The 14,953-nt window shown below is 59.3% G+C and carries 14 protein-coding genes; 7 read left to right on the top strand and 7 right to left on the bottom strand.

Translation table 11 applies throughout. The features are described from left to right. Positions 1-449: 449 nt before the first annotated feature. Positions 450-1,790, top strand: a complete 1,341-nt coding sequence (locus VMV64_RS10635; RefSeq protein ID WP_325330091.1) for a lytic murein transglycosylase — start codon at positions 450-452, stop codon at positions 1,788-1,790. A gap of 1,113 nt (positions 1,791-2,903) precedes the next feature. Here VMV64_RS10635 and VMV64_RS10640 read toward each other — a convergent pair. Together VMV64_RS10640 and rpoS are read right to left on the bottom strand one after the other, a co-directional pair. After that, positions 2,904-3,449, bottom strand: a complete 546-nt coding sequence (locus VMV64_RS10640; RefSeq protein ID WP_325330093.1) for a glycine cleavage system protein R — start codon at positions 3,447-3,449, stop codon at positions 2,904-2,906. A 184-nt stretch (positions 3,450-3,633) separates the two neighbouring features. Beyond that, positions 3,634-4,596, bottom strand: a complete 963-nt coding sequence (gene rpoS, locus VMV64_RS10645) for an RNA polymerase sigma factor RpoS (RefSeq protein ID WP_325330095.1) — start codon at positions 4,594-4,596, stop codon at positions 3,634-3,636. 350 nt (positions 4,597-4,946) lie between these two features. On the opposite strand from rpoS, the gene VMV64_RS10650 reads away from it, so the two are divergent. The 6 genes from VMV64_RS10650 (at position 4,947) to VMV64_RS10675 (ending at position 10,390) form a co-directional block, all read left to right on the top strand. After that, positions 4,947-5,840: an ROK family protein gene (locus tag VMV64_RS10650; RefSeq protein ID WP_325330097.1), complete on the top strand. Its 894-nt coding sequence runs from the start codon at positions 4,947-4,949 to the stop codon at positions 5,838-5,840. A gap of 47 nt (positions 5,841-5,887) precedes the next feature. Further along, positions 5,888-6,463, top strand: a complete 576-nt coding sequence (locus VMV64_RS10655; RefSeq protein WP_325330231.1) for a LexA family transcriptional regulator — start codon at positions 5,888-5,890, stop codon at positions 6,461-6,463. Between the two features lie 101 nt (positions 6,464-6,564). Beyond that, positions 6,565-7,797, top strand: a complete 1,233-nt coding sequence (locus VMV64_RS10660; RefSeq protein WP_325330099.1) for a DNA polymerase IV — start codon at positions 6,565-6,567, stop codon at positions 7,795-7,797. A gap of 13 nt (positions 7,798-7,810) precedes the next feature. After that, the gene (locus VMV64_RS10665) at positions 7,811-8,233 is read left to right on the top strand and encodes an archease (RefSeq protein ID WP_325330101.1); all 423 of its coding nucleotides are present in this window, start codon (positions 7,811-7,813) and stop codon (positions 8,231-8,233) included. Between the two features lies 1 nt (position 8,234). Continuing rightward, positions 8,235-9,665 (top strand): RtcB family protein, encoded by a 1,431-nt coding sequence (locus VMV64_RS10670; protein ID WP_325330103.1) that lies wholly within the window; start codon positions 8,235-8,237, stop codon positions 9,663-9,665. After that, positions 9,662-10,390, top strand: a complete 729-nt coding sequence (locus VMV64_RS10675) for a DUF72 domain-containing protein (protein ID WP_325330105.1) — start codon at positions 9,662-9,664, stop codon at positions 10,388-10,390. Before VMV64_RS10670 ends, VMV64_RS10675 begins: the two co-directional genes overlap by 4 nt. On the opposite strand, the gene VMV64_RS10680 is transcribed toward VMV64_RS10675, so the two are convergent. From VMV64_RS10680 to VMV64_RS10700, 5 genes are all read right to left on the bottom strand, one after another. After that, positions 10,387-11,730, bottom strand: coding sequence for a nicotinate phosphoribosyltransferase (locus tag VMV64_RS10680; protein ID WP_325330107.1), 1,344 nt, complete (start codon positions 11,728-11,730; stop codon positions 10,387-10,389). The genes VMV64_RS10675 and VMV64_RS10680 overlap by 4 nt on opposite strands. Continuing rightward, positions 11,727-12,335 (bottom strand): nicotinamidase, encoded by a 609-nt coding sequence (locus VMV64_RS10685; protein WP_325330109.1) that lies wholly within the window; start codon positions 12,333-12,335, stop codon positions 11,727-11,729. The genes VMV64_RS10680 and VMV64_RS10685 overlap by 4 nt, the downstream gene beginning before the upstream one ends. 372 nt (positions 12,336-12,707) lie before the next feature. Next, a complete protein-coding gene (locus VMV64_RS10690) occupies positions 12,708-13,247 on the bottom strand; it encodes a hypothetical protein (RefSeq protein ID WP_325330111.1) in 540 nt (179 codons plus the stop codon). Positions 13,248-13,251: 4 nt separating this feature from the next. Next, positions 13,252-13,869, bottom strand: coding sequence for a hypothetical protein (locus VMV64_RS10695; protein ID WP_325330113.1), 618 nt, complete (start codon positions 13,867-13,869; stop codon positions 13,252-13,254). A 2-nt stretch (positions 13,870-13,871) separates the two neighbouring features. Beyond that, positions 13,872-14,912: a phosphoglycerate mutase gene (locus VMV64_RS10700; RefSeq protein WP_325330115.1), complete on the bottom strand. Its 1,041-nt coding sequence runs from the start codon at positions 14,910-14,912 to the stop codon at positions 13,872-13,874. Positions 14,913-14,953 lie beyond the last annotated feature (41 nt).

A 14,953-nucleotide genomic window follows, 5' to 3' on the forward strand; every position in this document is an offset into this window, starting at 1 on the left:
TCCCTCTGCGTCAGATCACTCCGATGCCAAGCTTCAAGATGCGCTCGCCAGAATGCCTGCCCATGCCTCTTCGCCATCTGGAGTCCCTCCGAAAAAGCACCCAGAATGCACGGGATTAGCGGGAAACTACAGGTGGAGCGGTTGGCCGCTTACTCGGCATCAACACCCGTAGTCATATGTCCGTTTCATTTCTGTGTAACTCAGTGTGTTTTTTCTAGAAAACCAGAAAATCAGGTATGCTGATTCACCGCATATATTTGTGTGCCATACTCCAATGGCGGACGGGAGCGTGAATAATAGCGGCCATAATGGACAAACCGGTTTTTGCGAATGATTTTCATCGCGGCACAGTAGAATCGAAGTCGGTAAAAAACGGGGACACGCGCCTAGTTCAAATAATTGGTGCATGTCCCCGTTTTTCGATCGAGTTTTTTCGAGGATGAGGTCGGATGAGACAAATTAATATGGGTATAGTCGCTAAAGCAGCCACATTAGCGGCCACAATAGCCGTTGCGCTGGCAGCCTTCGGTTGTGCGGTAAATGGGCAAGCGGTGGGTACATCCGCCGCCCGAAGCCAGCCCCTGACGACCGGGGCATGTGTTAGCTGTAATTTGAGTGGCGCGGACCTGACGGAAGCGAAGCCGGAGGGTGGGAGCTTTTCCGATTGGGTGACCGCTTTTCGTGTCCGGTTGAGCCATTCGGGTGCCAAGGCTGTGACGATCGCGTCAATGCTTGATGGTCTTGAGCCCGATAAGCGCATTATCGAGCGTGACCAAAGTCAGCCGGAATTTGTCCGTCCGATCTGGTCCTATCTCGACATTGCGGTATCCGATTTGCGGATATCCAAAGGGCAGAAGGCCTATGCATCGCGCCGTGAAACCATCGATGCGATTGCCCGGCACTATGGTGTGCGCGCTGAAATCCTGCTTGCCATTTGGGGTCTGGAAAGCTCCTACGGCGTGATTACCGGCAATAACGATGTTATTCGGTCCCTGGCTACATTGGCTTGGGAAGGCCGCCGTCGTGATTGGGCAGAGAGCCAGCTTATCGCTGCAGCGCAAATGATTGACCGCGGATTTGCTACACGTGATCAGCTCACCGGTTCCTGGGCTGGCGCAATGGGACAGACACAATTCATACCGACGACTTATCTGGAATGGTCCGCTGACTGGGATGGCGATGGGCGCCGCAATATCTGGACTAATGAGTTTGATGCCCTGGCATCTGCTGCCAATTTGCTCCAGCAGGCAGGTTGGCAGGTCGGAGCTCCGGTGGTTATGGAAGTGGTGGTTCCCGACACATTTGAACTGGATCAGTGGGACCCCGAGCGCAGCCGTCTGGTCAGCGAATGGGCGAAGCGTGGGCTTCTCCTTGTCGGGGATGTGCCTTGGGCCGCCGATAACCTGATGCATTCTGCAAAGTTGGAGCTACCTGCGGGTCGATCTGGGCCGGGCTTTTTGACATTCCCGAATTTCGAGGTGATCAAGCGCTATAATAATTCCACCTCATATGCGCTCGGTGTTGCGTATCTCGCTGAACGCATTGCCGGTGGCGACGCCATTGTCGGGCCTTGGCCGAAAGACGATGTGCCGTTGACCAGCTCGCAAACCCGAGAATTGCAGGCCGCGCTTGATGCGCTAGGGTTTAATTCGGGCCAGCCAGACGGCTTAGCTGGACCCAATACCCGTCGCGCCTTGCGTGATTTCCAGCGTGCAAATGCTCTGGATGCCGATGGTTATGTCAGCTCATCGGCGTTTGACAAGGTGATGGCGGCTGGAGTGCGTAAGTAATGGTGGGCGTAAAAACACAGTCAGCTACCGTTTAGAATCTGAGGGGCGACTTAGTGCGGCTGTGATTGGGTGAGACTGATTGTGGTTGGTGGCAATAGTTGCAAGCAACTGATTAACATAAATAATATATTAATATTGGCCGACTACGAATCAAGGGGTCGGCGATTCGAATTCGTCCGGGCGCACCAGTAAATTTAAGGGTCTACAGCTATGTAGGCCCTTTTCATTTTGTGGGTTTCTGGCGCGTCCAACCCATACACCGGAGTTGCAATAAAGCAGCGTTTGTCGGTTGGCCGCGCCGATCATTACGCCAATCACGGCGAGCACGTGAATGAATCTGACAAAAACCGGGCTATGCGCGCTAGCGTACAGAGTTGATGGCGGAGTTCGCGTAGTCTGATTGCGTGCGGTGATGCGCCGAAATCAGGTAATCCCTGATGTGTTGCGTTCAAGTCGGATGCTAATCCGCTCCCGCAGTGGCGATGGCCTGATCTGCCGACGCTGATTTTTTTGCCAGATGCTGATCAAGTCTGGGGGATTGCTCACAATGACGTGGGTGGTTCTCGTAAGCCAACCAGGAGGAATCATCATGAAATATTCAAACCTAACTGCCGCAACACTGGTGGTGCTCGCGTTGAGCGCTTGTACGGGTCCAGCCGGTCCGCAAGGCCCAACTGGTAACACTGGTAATACAGGATACACCGGAGCCACCGGTGACCAGGGAGCGACCGGAACCACGGGGGCAACCGGAGACACAGGCGCAACCGGATACACCGGCCCCGCTGGTGGTCAGGGCGCAACCGGAGACACGGGCGCCACGGGATACACGGGTGCAACCGGTAGCACCGGTGCAAAGGGAAGCACCGGCGCGACAGGAAGCACTACCGGTGGCACCACAGTGATCGTCCCGGCTCGCTAAGGACGCCTGAGGCAAGCCACGGAATAGTCACACCGGCCTGTGAAGGCCGGTGTATTTCAGTTTGGAAGGGGTGGCACACGCTGGGAGATTACGCTAACAAGCCGCCGCTTGGATAGTCGGCATTCCTAGTCAATAAATCAATTTGTTGCGCACTCTGTCGCTCTTCTTGAAGGCTGAGTGTACGTAGCCGGGCATTACATCCGTGCAGGTTCGAAGCTCGCGTCCAGATTCAGGTCGTCGCAGTAATCGAGGAAATTTCCACGCAGGGTGGGAATGTGAACGTCGGCATGAATGCCCACCGTCATGGTGACGGAAAACATCGAGGTGCCGGTGTGGGGCGCCGGGTACGTGTCGGTCTGGAGTTCCTCGATATTGATGCCGTTCCTGGAGAAGAAAGCGGCCAGGTTGCGGACGATGCCGGGATGATCCATGGCTACCACTTCCACCCTGTAAGGAACCACTGGTTGCGTCCGTTCCCGTTGCTGGGTTCGCTTGTGGATGATAGAGAGCCCCAGTTGATCGCCCAGCGACTCCATTTGCCCTTCGAGCTTGGAAAGCGCGTTCCATGGGCCGGAAAGCAGCATGATCAGGGCGAACTGTCCGCCCAATACGGCCATGCGACTTTCCTCGATATTGCATCCGCTCTCGGCAATCTTGCTTGAAAGCCGATCGACGAGGCCGACTTTGTCTTCGCCTGAGGCGGTGATCACCAGATAATTATTTTGAGTGTCTAGGGTCATGGGTTGCTGAATTGCAAAGGTTGAATGGGCTCCAGTGTAATGCCCAAAACGATAATGTGCTAGTGAGAACGGAGACCATAAAGAACCCCGGCATGCCGGGGTTCTTTATGGTCTCCGCAAGCTTACCTGGCTCGGATGTTTGAGGTTTGTTTGCTGTTGTGGCCAGCAATCACGCCAGCCTTGGTCAGAATAATACTTCTTTCGAAAGGCCGTTGCGCAAGAGGATGTGGCGCAGGGATTGCAGCGCTTCAAGCTGAATCTGGCGCACTCGCTCTCGGGTGATTTCTAGGGTTTCGGCAACCTTTCCCAGGGTGTGGATTTGGTGGCCGTTCAGACCGAAGCGCCGCTCTACCACGCAGCGCTGTTTGCTTCCCAGTTCCCCCAGCCATTGCTGAACGAGCGCCTCAAGCTGGGACTGCTGCAATTGCACCTCGGGCGGTGGGGTGTTCTCGTCGGGAATTGCGTCACCCAGGGAGAGGCTTGGGTCGATATCCAGCGGCGTATCCAGGGATGCCATGCGTTCATTCAGGTTCAGCACGTAGCGCACATTGTCCACCTGCTTTTCCAGCAAGTGCGCCACCTCTTCTACGCTGGGTTCATCGCCGTTACGGGACTCAATGAGACGGAATGCCTGCAGGCAGGTGTTCATCTCCCGAATCACATGCACCGGAATGCGGATGGTGCGCGACTGGTTCATGATGGCGCGTTCGATATTCTGCCGAATCCACCAAGTGGCGTAGGTGGAAAAGCGGAACCCCCGCTCCGGCTCAAACTTTTCCAGGGCGTGTATGAGCCCCAGGTTGCCTTCCTCGATCAGGTCCAGCAGTGCCATGCCACGGTTGATGTAGTGTTTTGCGATGCTGACTACCAGTCGAAGGTTGCATTCGATCATGCGCTGGCGAGCATTGAAATCGCCCTCTCTGACGCGGGTTGCAAGCTCCCGTTCTTCCTTCGCTGTTAAAAGGGAGTTGCGCCCGATCTCATTGAGATAGATCATTGTGGCATCGCCTTGGAATTCGGCGCTGTATGTTTCCGTTCCAGACGGGAGTTCCGCTAGATCTTCTGGCGGCTGAGTGGATTCTTCTTCCAGGATTTCCAGAATGGCATCGTCTTCCCGATCTGCTTTATTGAGAGTCATCTCGAACATGTTATTTTCCTTGTGTCCGTTTTTCGGAAATGCGCAGTGATTTTCTTCAGCATGCAAGAGCCAGTCTACAGAGGCGGACGAAGTCCTAGAATAAGGAGAAGGTATATTCTGTAATAAGCAGAAATATGCATTCTATAGTAAAGAGAACGCTTATTTTCGGGCCAAATTTTTGATACTGCAGGGCAGGCCTTGGCAATGACAAGACAATATATTTCGCGGTTCAAAACAGATTGGCTGGGGTACTGGGGGATGGTTATCGATTCCACTTACTGCACTGTGGCAGTTTGATGTGATCAATTATCGAATTTCTTACCGCATATCGCACCAGGCCGATGTCGTGAGAAAGCGCCATGAAGCTGGGTATTGACCTCGGGGGCACCAAAATCGAGATCATCGCTCTGGATAATGAGGGCGGTGAACTCCTGCGTCGGCGCGTACCTGCCCCTCAGGGCGATTACTCTGGCACGTTGCGGGCAATTGCCGATCTGGTGCATCAGGTGGAGGCTGCACTCGGGCAGGCCGGAACGGTCGGCATCGGCACGCCGGGTACCATTTCCAGGGTCACCGGCCTGCTCAAAAATTCCAATTCCGTGCACCTCAACGGCCAACCGATTGTTCAGGACCTGGAGTCCTTGCTACAGCGCAAGCTGCGGATCAGCAATGATGCCAATTGTTTCGCCCTCTCTGAAGCCACGGATGGCGCCGCCGCCGGTGCCGCGGTGGTATTCGGGGTGATCATCGGGACGGGCACCGGTGCCGGCATCGTCGTTAACGGCCATGTCTTGACCGGCGCCAACGGCATCGCCGGCGAGTGGGGGCACAATCCTCTGCCCTGGCCAGAAGGCGTGGAACTTCCAGGGCCAGCCTGCTACTGCGGGCGACACGGCTGCATCGAGACCTTTCTTTCCGGGCCGGGGATGTCGGGAGATCATCAGCGCGTTAGCGGCGAGAAACTCGACGCCGCAACCATCGTGGCGCGGGCGGCGGCCGGTGATGCCGCGTGCGATCTGACCTTGCAACGCTATGAAAATCGCCTGGCGCGCTCGCTGGCTCACGTGATCAATATTCTTGACCCCGATGTCATCGTGCTGGGTGGCGGCATGTCGAATATCGAACGCCTGTATGAAAATGTGCCCCGGATTTGGGGGCGCTATGTGTTTTCCGATCGGGTGGATACCCGACTGGTGCGCAACCGGTTCGGCGATTCCAGCGGTGTACGCGGTGCCGCAGGGTTGTGGGTGTAATGTAGACAGACTTGACGAACGAACGATCGTTCCTTACACTTCAACCCATGTCGAACGATCGTTCTTACCTGGACCAGCTCCAGGATTACTATGCCCAGCACCGGGTCTTGCCTTCCTATGCCACCATCGCCGGGCTGCTCGGCCTCAAGTCGAAATCCTCGGTGGCGGCGCTGGTCGCACGCCTGAAGTTGCAGGACTTTCTCGAAGTCACGCCGGACAAGCGGCTCAAGCCGGGCGGAAGGTTTTTCGAGCGCCTGCTCGCGGACAGCGTGCGGGCGGGTTTCCCCAGTCCGGCCAACGACGTTCAGCACGATATGCTGACCATCGACGAATACCTGGTCGAGCGCCCATCGCAAACCGTGCTGGTGACGGTCAAGGGCGATTCCATGATCGACGCCGGCATCCATCCCGGCGACATCGTGGCGGTGGAGAAGAAGCCCGCCGCCAATGTCGGCGATATCGTCGTCGCCATCGTCGACAACGAATTCACCCTCAAATATCTGGAACGGGAAAAGGGCCAGTTCGTTTTGCGCCCGGCCAACCCTGCTTACCCGATCATCCGCCCGACCGGATCGCTGGAGATTTTCGGCGTGGTGGTCGGCCTGGTCAGGAAATACAAATGAAGGTGAGGAGTGAAGGGTAATGGGTGAGGGGAAAACAAAATCCCCGCCGTCGCAGCCTTTACGCCCCACCCCTATCGCCTCACCCCTCATCTGCAAATGCCATGCTTGTTTCCGACTGGCCGCACGCCATCGCCCACGTCGACGCCGACTGTTTCTTCGCTTCCTGCGAGCTGGCGCGCCGTCCCGACCTGAGAAACCGCCCGGTGTGCGTCCTCTCCAGCCAGGACGCCTGCGTGGTGGCCAAGACCTACGACGCCAAGGCTGCCGGGATCAGCACCGGCATGCCGGTGTGGGAGGCGAAGAAGCTGCTCCCCCAGGCCGAGTACCTCCCTGCAGATTTCGGCTATTACGGCCAGATGTCGGACAAGCTGTTCGCCATCCTTGCCCGCTTTTCGCCGGAAATCGAAGTCTATTCCATCGACGAGGGCTTCATCGATCTGCACGGCCTGCGCAGCCTGTGGCGCAAGAGCTATGGCGAGATTGCAAATGCCATGCGGGAGGCGGTCAGGCGCGAAACCGGCATCACCGTTTCGGTCGGCGTTTCCGTCACTAAAACCCTGGCCAAGATCGCTTCCGAATTCAACAAGCCGGACGGCACAACCATCGTGCCGGGGCGGCGCATCGCCGAATTCCTTGGCCGCGTCAAAGCCAGGGCGATTCCCGGCATCGGCGCCAACCGCGAGGCCCTGCTCGACAAGTTCGGGATCGCCACTGCCCTGCAATTCATCGAGGCCGACGAAGCGTTGATCCGCAAGCTGATGGGCCGGTCGGGAACCGACCTGCGGCGCGAACTGCGCGGCGAGCCGGTGTTTGCGCTGGAGCTTGAACCCCGCCTGCCGAAAAGCATCGCCCGCACCGCCTCCCTGGGAGAGATCATCGCCAGCCGGGAAACGCTGGCCGCCCACCTGACCCATCACACCACTCGCGTGGCGACGGAACTGGTGATGAAGCGCTACCTGGCGGCAAAACTGGCGGTGTTCCTGCGCTTGAAGTCGTTCGACAGCGCCAGCGTGGAAACCCGTCTCGACTACCCGACCGCCAGCTATTTCGTCCTGTCCAGGGCGGTGCAGGCGGCGCTGGATCGGCTTTACCAGCCCGGCCAGCTGTACCGCGGCTGCGGCGTGGTCGCGTCGGAGATCCGGTTTTCCGCCAGCGTGACCCACGATCTGTTCGGCGTCATGGAACAGGATGGACGGCAGGGCGCGCTGCTGGAAACGATGGACGCGATCAACGGCAAGTACGGCAGCGGCACCGTGCGGATGCTTGCCAGCCTCCCGCTAAAAAGGCATGGAAAACCCCGGCGCTTCAACTATCCTTTATTTGAAGCGGATTGATTGGGCGGGTGAAATGGACAACGCATACTGGGAACACTTCCCGCACCAGGCCGACATCGGCGTGCGTGGCGTCGGGCCGACGCTGGCGGCAGCCTTCGAGCAGGCGGCGCTGGCGATGACTGCCGTGACGACCGACCCGGCGCTGGTGGCGCCGATCGAATCCGTGGAAATCGCTTGCGAGGCGCCGGATGACGAACTGCTGCTGGTGGATTGGCTGAACGGCCTGATCCTGGAAATGGCGACCCGCCGCATGCTGTTCAGCCGTTTCGCGGTGAACCTGGACGGACACCGCTTGCGCGCCACCGCCTGGGGCGAGCGGGTGGACGTGGACAAGCATCAGCCGGCAGTGGAAATCAAGGGCGCCACCTACACCGAACTCAAGGTGGGCAAAACCGAAACCGGGCTGTGGTTTGCCCAGTGTGTAGTGGACGTGTGATATGGATCTTTCCCAATTCAAGCAGGTATCTGATTACGAGTGGCGCATCGCCCCGTTCGGCAGGATGCGCGTGCCGGCGGTGATCTACGCCGACAAGGTGTTGCTGCTCGAAATGGACCAGAAGGTTTACGAGCAGATCACCAATGTCGCCATGCTTCCTGGCATCGTCAAGGCGGCCTATGCCATGCCCGACGCGCACTGGGGCTACGGCTTCCCGATCGGCGGGGTGGCTGCCTTCGACCCCGACGAGGGCGGCGTGATCTCCGCCGGCGGGGTGGGCTTCGACATCTCCTGCGGGGTGCGCACCCTGCATACCGGCCTGAAGGCCGCTGACCTCGCGCCGATCAAGCAGAAGCTGGCCGACCGGCTGTTTGCCCGAATCCCGGCGGGGGTGGGCAGCACCGGGCGGCTGCGTCTGGATGCGGCGGAAATGGATGCGATGCTGCGGGGCGGGGCGCAGTGGGCAGTCAAGCGCGGCTACGGCACCGAGGCGGACCTGGATCGCACCGAGGAATACGGCTGCATGGCCGGTGCCGAACCGGACAAGGTTTCAGAACACGCCAAACATCGCCAGCGCGACGAGGTCGGCACGCTGGGCTCCGGCAACCACTATCTCGAGTTGCAGGAGGTCGTCGAAATATACGATGCCGAGGCGGCCGAGCGCTTCCGGCTGCTGCCGGGCGAGGTCGTGGTCAGCATCCATTGCGGTTCGCGCGGGCTGGGACACCAGATCGGCACCGAATTCCTCAAGCAGATGGTGATCGCGGCGCCGGGCTATGGCATCCAGTTGCCCGACCGCGAGCTCGCCTGCGCCCCGCTCGACTCCCCGCTCGGCCAGGACTATCTCGGCGCGATGCGTGCCGGAGTCAACTGCGCCCTGGCCAACCGCCAAGTCATCACCCACCTCACCCGCGAGGTGTTCGCCGAAATCTTGCCGGGCAGCCATTTGACCCTGATCTACGACGTTTCGCACAACACCTGCAAGCAGGAGCAGCACGTAGTGGACGGCCAGACGCGCAGCCTGTTCGTGCACCGCAAGGGGGCGACGCGCGCCTTCGGCCCCGGCCATCCGGCACTGCCCCAGGATTTGCGCGACATCGGCCAGCCGGTGCTGATCGGCGGCAGCATGGGTACCGCTTCCTATGTCCTGGTCGGCACCGAGCAAGGCATGGCGCGCTCCTTCGGCTCAGCCTGCCATGGCGCCGGCCGCGCCATGAGCCGCCATCAGGCCACCCGCCAGTGGCACGGCAGCGATCTGGTGCGCGAGCTGGCAAGCCAGGGCATCCTGATACGCAGCCCCTCGCTACGTGGCGTAGCGGAGGAAGCGCCGGGCGCCTACAAGGATGTGAGCGCGGTGGTGGAGGCGGCAGACCGTGCCGGTCTGGCGCGGAAAGTGGCCAAACTCAAACCTCTGGCGTGCATCAAGGGATGAGCGGACGCACCTTCGTCGGCACCAGCGGCTGGGTCTATCCGGATTGGTCGGGCAGCTTCTATGGCGACATTCCCCATAAGGACTGGCTCACTTTCTACGCGCGCCATTTCAATACCGTCGAGGTTAACGCCACTTTCTATCACCACCAGCTCAAAAGTACCTTCGAGCATTGGCGCGACCAGACTCCGGCGGATTTCGCCTTCGCCATCAAGGGGCACCGCTATCTCACCCATGTGAAGCGCTTGGCCGAGCCGGAAAAGCCACTGCAGCAAAGCCGCGAAGCCGCCGCCGGCTTGGGCGGGAAGCTGGCCGTGATGCTTTGGCAAATGCCGCGCAGCCTGCACAAGGACATGGCGAGGTTGCAGAACTTCGCCAATGCCCTCGCTACATGGCCGGAAGTGCGTCACGTCCTGGAGTTTCGCCACGCTTCCTGGTTCGATGACGAGGTCGCTGTCTGCCTGTGCACCCACCGGATTGCCAACTGCTGGTCCGATGCCGCCGATTGGCCTTCATGGAATGCGGTCACCACCGATCTGGTTTACCTCCGCCTGCATGGCCATGCCCGCACCTATGCTTCAGCCTACAGCGAGGGCGAACTTGGTGGCTGGGCAGAACGGGTCAGGGATTTGCAAGCGCAGGGGCGCGATGCCCATGTCTATTTCGACAACACCGCGGCTGGGGCGGCGCTGCATAATGCACGGCGTTTTCGGGAATTGCTGGGTTAATAATGGGCGGTACGGTCAACCGTTTCCGTTAATTGATGTAACGCTGGAGCGATCTCGACTGCGTAGGGCCTTGGCGCCGTTTCAAGTTGTTTCAAATATTCCGGCAGCCGCGCCAGTTCGACGGCTGCACGGTGCCGCGATTCATCAAGCGGTTCGGGTGCGGCCAGACGCTTACCTGAGAGCATGAGGGGATGAATCAGGGGCGTCCCCGCCTGCACATCGTTTTCCAGCGTCAGGATGTCGTGATCCAGGCTGCCATCCGGGGCGTGGATGCGGTAAACCTGTTTTCTGCCGGGCCAGGTGGCCTTGCCTTCCGAGCGTTTGCGGCGCGGCTGGCCGGCGTATTCAACCAGCTTGTAGGCGCAATCGAGGTAAGGCGCGTCGGCGGAGGTGTCGAGGCGAGTGCCCACTCCGAACCCGTCGATCGGCGCGCCTTGTGCCAGCAGTCTGGCGATTTCGTGCTCGTCGAGGTTGCCGCTGCAGAAAATGCCGACCTCGCCGAGCCCGCCCCGGTCGAGAATGCGACGAACATTGTGCGCGTGCTCGGACAGGTCGCCGCTGTCCAGGCGCACTGCCTTGATGTGGATGCCTTGCCGCCCCAGGCGGAGCGACAGCTCTATGATTTTTTCGACGGCGGCCTCGGTGTCGTAGGTATCGACCAGCAGCACCGTGTTGGTCGGTTGAGAATGGGCGAACTGCTCGAAGGCGGCGGTTTCGTCGGTGTGTGCCTGGATGTAGGAATGCGCCATGGTGCCGTAGAGCGGAATACCGAACTGTGCACCAGCCAGCACCGTGGCAGTGCCGGAATAGCCTGCCAGGTGGCTGGCGCGCGCCGCCAGCACCCCCGCTTCGGCGCCGTGGGCTCGGCGCAGGCCGAAATCCACCAGCAGCTTTTCGGGGGCGACAAGTACGCTGCGTGCGGCTTTTGAGGCGATCAGGGTCTGGAAATGCAGCAGGTTGATGATGCGGCTTTCCACCAGTTGCGCCTGGGTGATCGGGGCGGTGATGCGCAGGATCGGCTGGTGCGGGAAGAACAAAGTGCCTTCCGGCATGGCGTGGACTTCGCCGGTAAAGCGTAGCGTCTTGAGAAAGTCGATGAAATCCGTGTTGAAACGGCCACAGTCGGCCAGCCAGTCCAGCTCCTCGGGAGTGAAGTGCAGATTTTCCAGGAATTGCAGTACCTGCTCCAGCCCAGCCGCCATGAGAAAATTCCGCTGCGGCGGCAGGTCGCGCACGAAGAATTCGAACACGGCGGTGTCATCCATGCCCTCGTCGAAATAGGCCTGGAGCATGGTGAACTGGTAAAGGTCGGTGAGCAGCGGGCTGGATTGGGGGTTCACGCGGCGATATCCTCGAAGTGGATGGGGTGCGCGCCGAGTGAAGTCATCTCCTCGATCGCGCGCTGTCCGTCTCCGGGCTTAACGTTGATGGCGCGGATGCCGTCAAGCAGAAGATGCACCTCAAAACCGTGGGACAGCGCGTCCCTGACGGTGTAGAGCACACAGTAATCGGTTGCCAGGCCGCCGATGAAGAGGCGGCTGATGCCGTTTTGGTGCAGGCTCTGTTCTAGGTCAGGTTCGTCGAAGTCGGAATAGGCGTCAGCGTTCAGGTTCGTGGCCTTGGAAATGATCACCGCATTGGCGGGTAGGTCGAGTTTCGGCGAGAACTCCGCCCCCCGGCTGCCGGCGATGCAGTGCGGCGGCCAGATGCCGCCCTGTGCCCGGAAGGATCTGTGGTCGGGCGGATGCCAGTCGCGGGAGGCGTAAACTGGCAGAGAGGCCTTGCTGAAGGCCTCGATATAGCGGTTAAGTATTGGGATGATTTCGTCGCCGGACGGTACTGCCAGGCTGCCTCCAGGCAGAAAATCGTTCTGCACGTCTATCAGCAGTAGGGCGTCCCCGGAGTGCGGGCGAAGGTTCAAAGGAAAGAGTGCGCTGTTTTTCACGATGCATTACTGCGGTCTGTGCTTGAGTGAGTTATTTGCTCATTATAGTTCGCATCCAGTGAATGCACGCCGAGGTTGTTCCCGGGCTTTAATGCACGGGCCGTTGCTCACTTGACAAAGCCTCGGATGGCTGATTCATCCACAATTTTGGCTGTAGCGACGAATTACGATCACAACCCCATGATAAACCATGGACTTATTTATAACTAATTGATTATAAACAATAAGAGCGTAAGGTTAGAATTTAATCAAATTGTTGTTCTTCCTTGTGTGTAATGGACTTGCGACACATCTATATAGCTTATGCACAAACTTATCCACAGCTTATGTGGAAGGTTTAATTGTCAATAAGGATTTTCCCTAAAATGCCATTTAACTAATGATATCGGTGAAATAAAGATTGATTTCCGTCATGGCGGCATATTCGGTTGCGGCAATCCCGGCCTTGCTGAAATCCAGCGCATCCGGGTAGCCGCTGGCAGCCTGGGCTTGCTTCTTGGCTTCGCTACACCAGTCTTTTGCCCATGTGGCAGCGGTAGCCAGATCGTCCGGCCTGAATTGGCCGATGGCCTGCTGCGCCGCCTGCCAAAAACCGTTGCGGGATAGTGCGGAGTGGATACGTGCGATTTCCGACCGGTTTCTCTGTCGGATCGCCTTGGCCAGGTCGCCAGCATTTTCGGCGAGAATTTTTGCCCGTGCTGCGATGGCATGCTTTTCGACGACCGCCTTGACCGCTTCATAAGCAGGGGTGTGGCGATCTGTCGGGCGGGCAGTGGCTGAAATAAATGCCTGCAGGGCGATCAGTGCAGCCAGGGCGTGGCTGGTATTGCGCGCTTGTTTGATGGCTTCCAGGCACTGGGTTTCGGCAGCATCAGGCGTGAGCAGCAGGGCGATTTCGTTGTGTTCGGCCATACGCCTACCTCCCGCTGATGACGACCGAGATCAGCTCAGCATTGTCGGCATGGTCGATCAGGATGCGCTTGACCCTATCCTGCCAGAGCACGCCGAATCGGTCCCGTTCTTCCGCATTGGCAACGCCCATCATGGCTTTTTGCATCAGTTCTTTCATGCCGGGGGAGGGGCTGACCCATTCCGGATGATAGGTCGTCTCCACGCTGATTTCGGTATCCAGTCGGGTGTAGCGAATCTCGCCGGTGATGCCGGCATTGAAATGCAGCAGGTTTCTGCGGTCGAATTTCCCGCCGATTCCCTTGAAGCCGCCGGACTGCGCAGCGCCGGTGAGCAGGCCGACGACATTCGCGATCACCCCGGTCACGCCGTCAGCCTGGCCATCACGGAATGAAACTTCGATTGCGCCCCGCACCGGCAGCTCGTCGCCATACAGGCTCGCCAGCGCCTTGCGCGCCATCAGCCAGGCGCCCGCCACCGTGGGGCAGGCGTGCCCGGCCAGTTTGACCGCGTCGAGGTAGCGGTATTCGACGATCCCTTTTTCTGCCGCGCCCAGAAACTCGGCCAGCGGATCGTAAAGGGTGATTTTTGGGACGTCATTATAGAAACTCGGGGTGTTCATCATGCTCAGGATTCTCCAAAATAGGCTTCCAGCGGTTTGCCGCGAAGCCAGATTTTCCACAGGTCGGTTCGGCTGACCGAAAACGACCGGGCCTGCCCACTATCGAAAGCAGTGAGCGTCAATCGGGAAATCTTGTCGCTGGACAGGGCCTGCCGCAACGGCCCAAACCAGTCTTTTTCCAGGTGCAACAGGGTTTCGCGCCAGCAGTGGACATCGCCGTAAAAAGCCACGTTGCGCAGCGCGTCGAGAACGACCAGATGATGCGAGCCGGCTTGGGCAGCAGGCAGCCATTCCATGGCGGTTTCCGGCACGTTGGCGCAGGGGGTGTCGGTAGCGACAGCTAAGCCGCGGGCCAGCGCATAGTCGGCCCAGATATGGGTGAAATGGGGGGTCGGGTTAGAAGGCAGGACTCCGCCGCCCCACGGCCAGATGCTGTTCACCGGGAGCAAGCCGCGTTGCTCTCGCGCCTCGTTAACCGGATGGCGGTGCAGCAACATCTGGGTTTCATTGAGGAGGCTGTGCCAGCGTTTGCCATCCGATCCACTTGGCAGAATATTCCGGATATTCCTGCCAATAGCGGTTTCCAGGGGATGGGTTTGCAGGTGGGCGGGGGGGTGAGTCAGGCGCAAATGCCAGTGGCCGGGCCGGGTCGGAAAGAAGCGCATCCCCTCATCGGCGAAATGCTCGTTAAGGGCGGCAGTCAGGCTGTTCGCCTCTTCCTGAGTGATGTCCAGGTTGCCGGCATCCGCCAGCACCAGTCGGTCGCGTTGCAACTGCAGGTGCACGGGGTCCGCCAGCAGCCAGAAATCGCCGCCGGGGTTGCCGCCGTCCGCCAGCAGAGTGAAGGCCGCTACGGGCCAGTCGTGCTGTTTCTCGACACCGAAGCTTCGGCACAGCCAGGCATCCATGCTGTCATCCGGAAGCGTCTTCTGGCTGCCGCGCGCCAGCAGCGTTGCCAGAGCGGGCAGGGATAAATCCCGTAGCGCGTGTCTGGTTTCGGGGCGGAAGGGCGGAAACAGGCCCGGAATGAGAAGATGGCAGTGCATTGAGGGGCTAGGTTATCATCAGAGCGGCGGCAGGCCAACTC

The sequence above is a fragment of the Sulfuricella sp. genome (genome assembly GCF_035531155.1).
In the GTDB taxonomy this organism is placed as follows: domain Bacteria; phylum Pseudomonadota; class Gammaproteobacteria; order Burkholderiales; family Sulfuricellaceae; genus Sulfuricella.

Coding starts and splice junctions, on each gene's coding strand:
- VMV64_RS10635 (WP_325330091.1), top strand. CDS start 450: ATGAGACAAATTAATATGGGTATAGTCGCTAAAGCAGCCACATTAGCG.
- VMV64_RS10640 (WP_325330093.1), bottom strand. CDS start 3,449: ATGACCCTAGACACTCAAAATAATTATCTGGTGATCACCGCCTCAGGC.
- rpoS (WP_325330095.1), bottom strand. CDS start 4,596: ATGTTCGAGATGACTCTCAATAAAGCAGATCGGGAAGACGATGCCATT.
- VMV64_RS10650 (WP_325330097.1), top strand. CDS start 4,947: ATGAAGCTGGGTATTGACCTCGGGGGCACCAAAATCGAGATCATCGCT.
- VMV64_RS10655 (WP_325330231.1), top strand. CDS start 5,888: ATGTCGAACGATCGTTCTTACCTGGACCAGCTCCAGGATTACTATGCC.
- VMV64_RS10660 (WP_325330099.1), top strand. CDS start 6,565: ATGCTTGTTTCCGACTGGCCGCACGCCATCGCCCACGTCGACGCCGAC.
- VMV64_RS10665 (WP_325330101.1), top strand. CDS start 7,811: ATGGACAACGCATACTGGGAACACTTCCCGCACCAGGCCGACATCGGC.
- VMV64_RS10670 (WP_325330103.1), top strand. CDS start 8,235: ATGGATCTTTCCCAATTCAAGCAGGTATCTGATTACGAGTGGCGCATC.
- VMV64_RS10675 (WP_325330105.1), top strand. CDS start 9,662: ATGAGCGGACGCACCTTCGTCGGCACCAGCGGCTGGGTCTATCCGGAT.
- VMV64_RS10690 (WP_325330111.1), bottom strand. CDS start 13,247: ATGGCCGAACACAACGAAATCGCCCTGCTGCTCACGCCTGATGCTGCC.
- VMV64_RS10695 (WP_325330113.1), bottom strand. CDS start 13,869: ATGATGAACACCCCGAGTTTCTATAATGACGTCCCAAAAATCACCCTT.
- VMV64_RS10700 (WP_325330115.1), bottom strand. CDS start 14,912: ATGCACTGCCATCTTCTCATTCCGGGCCTGTTTCCGCCCTTCCGCCCC.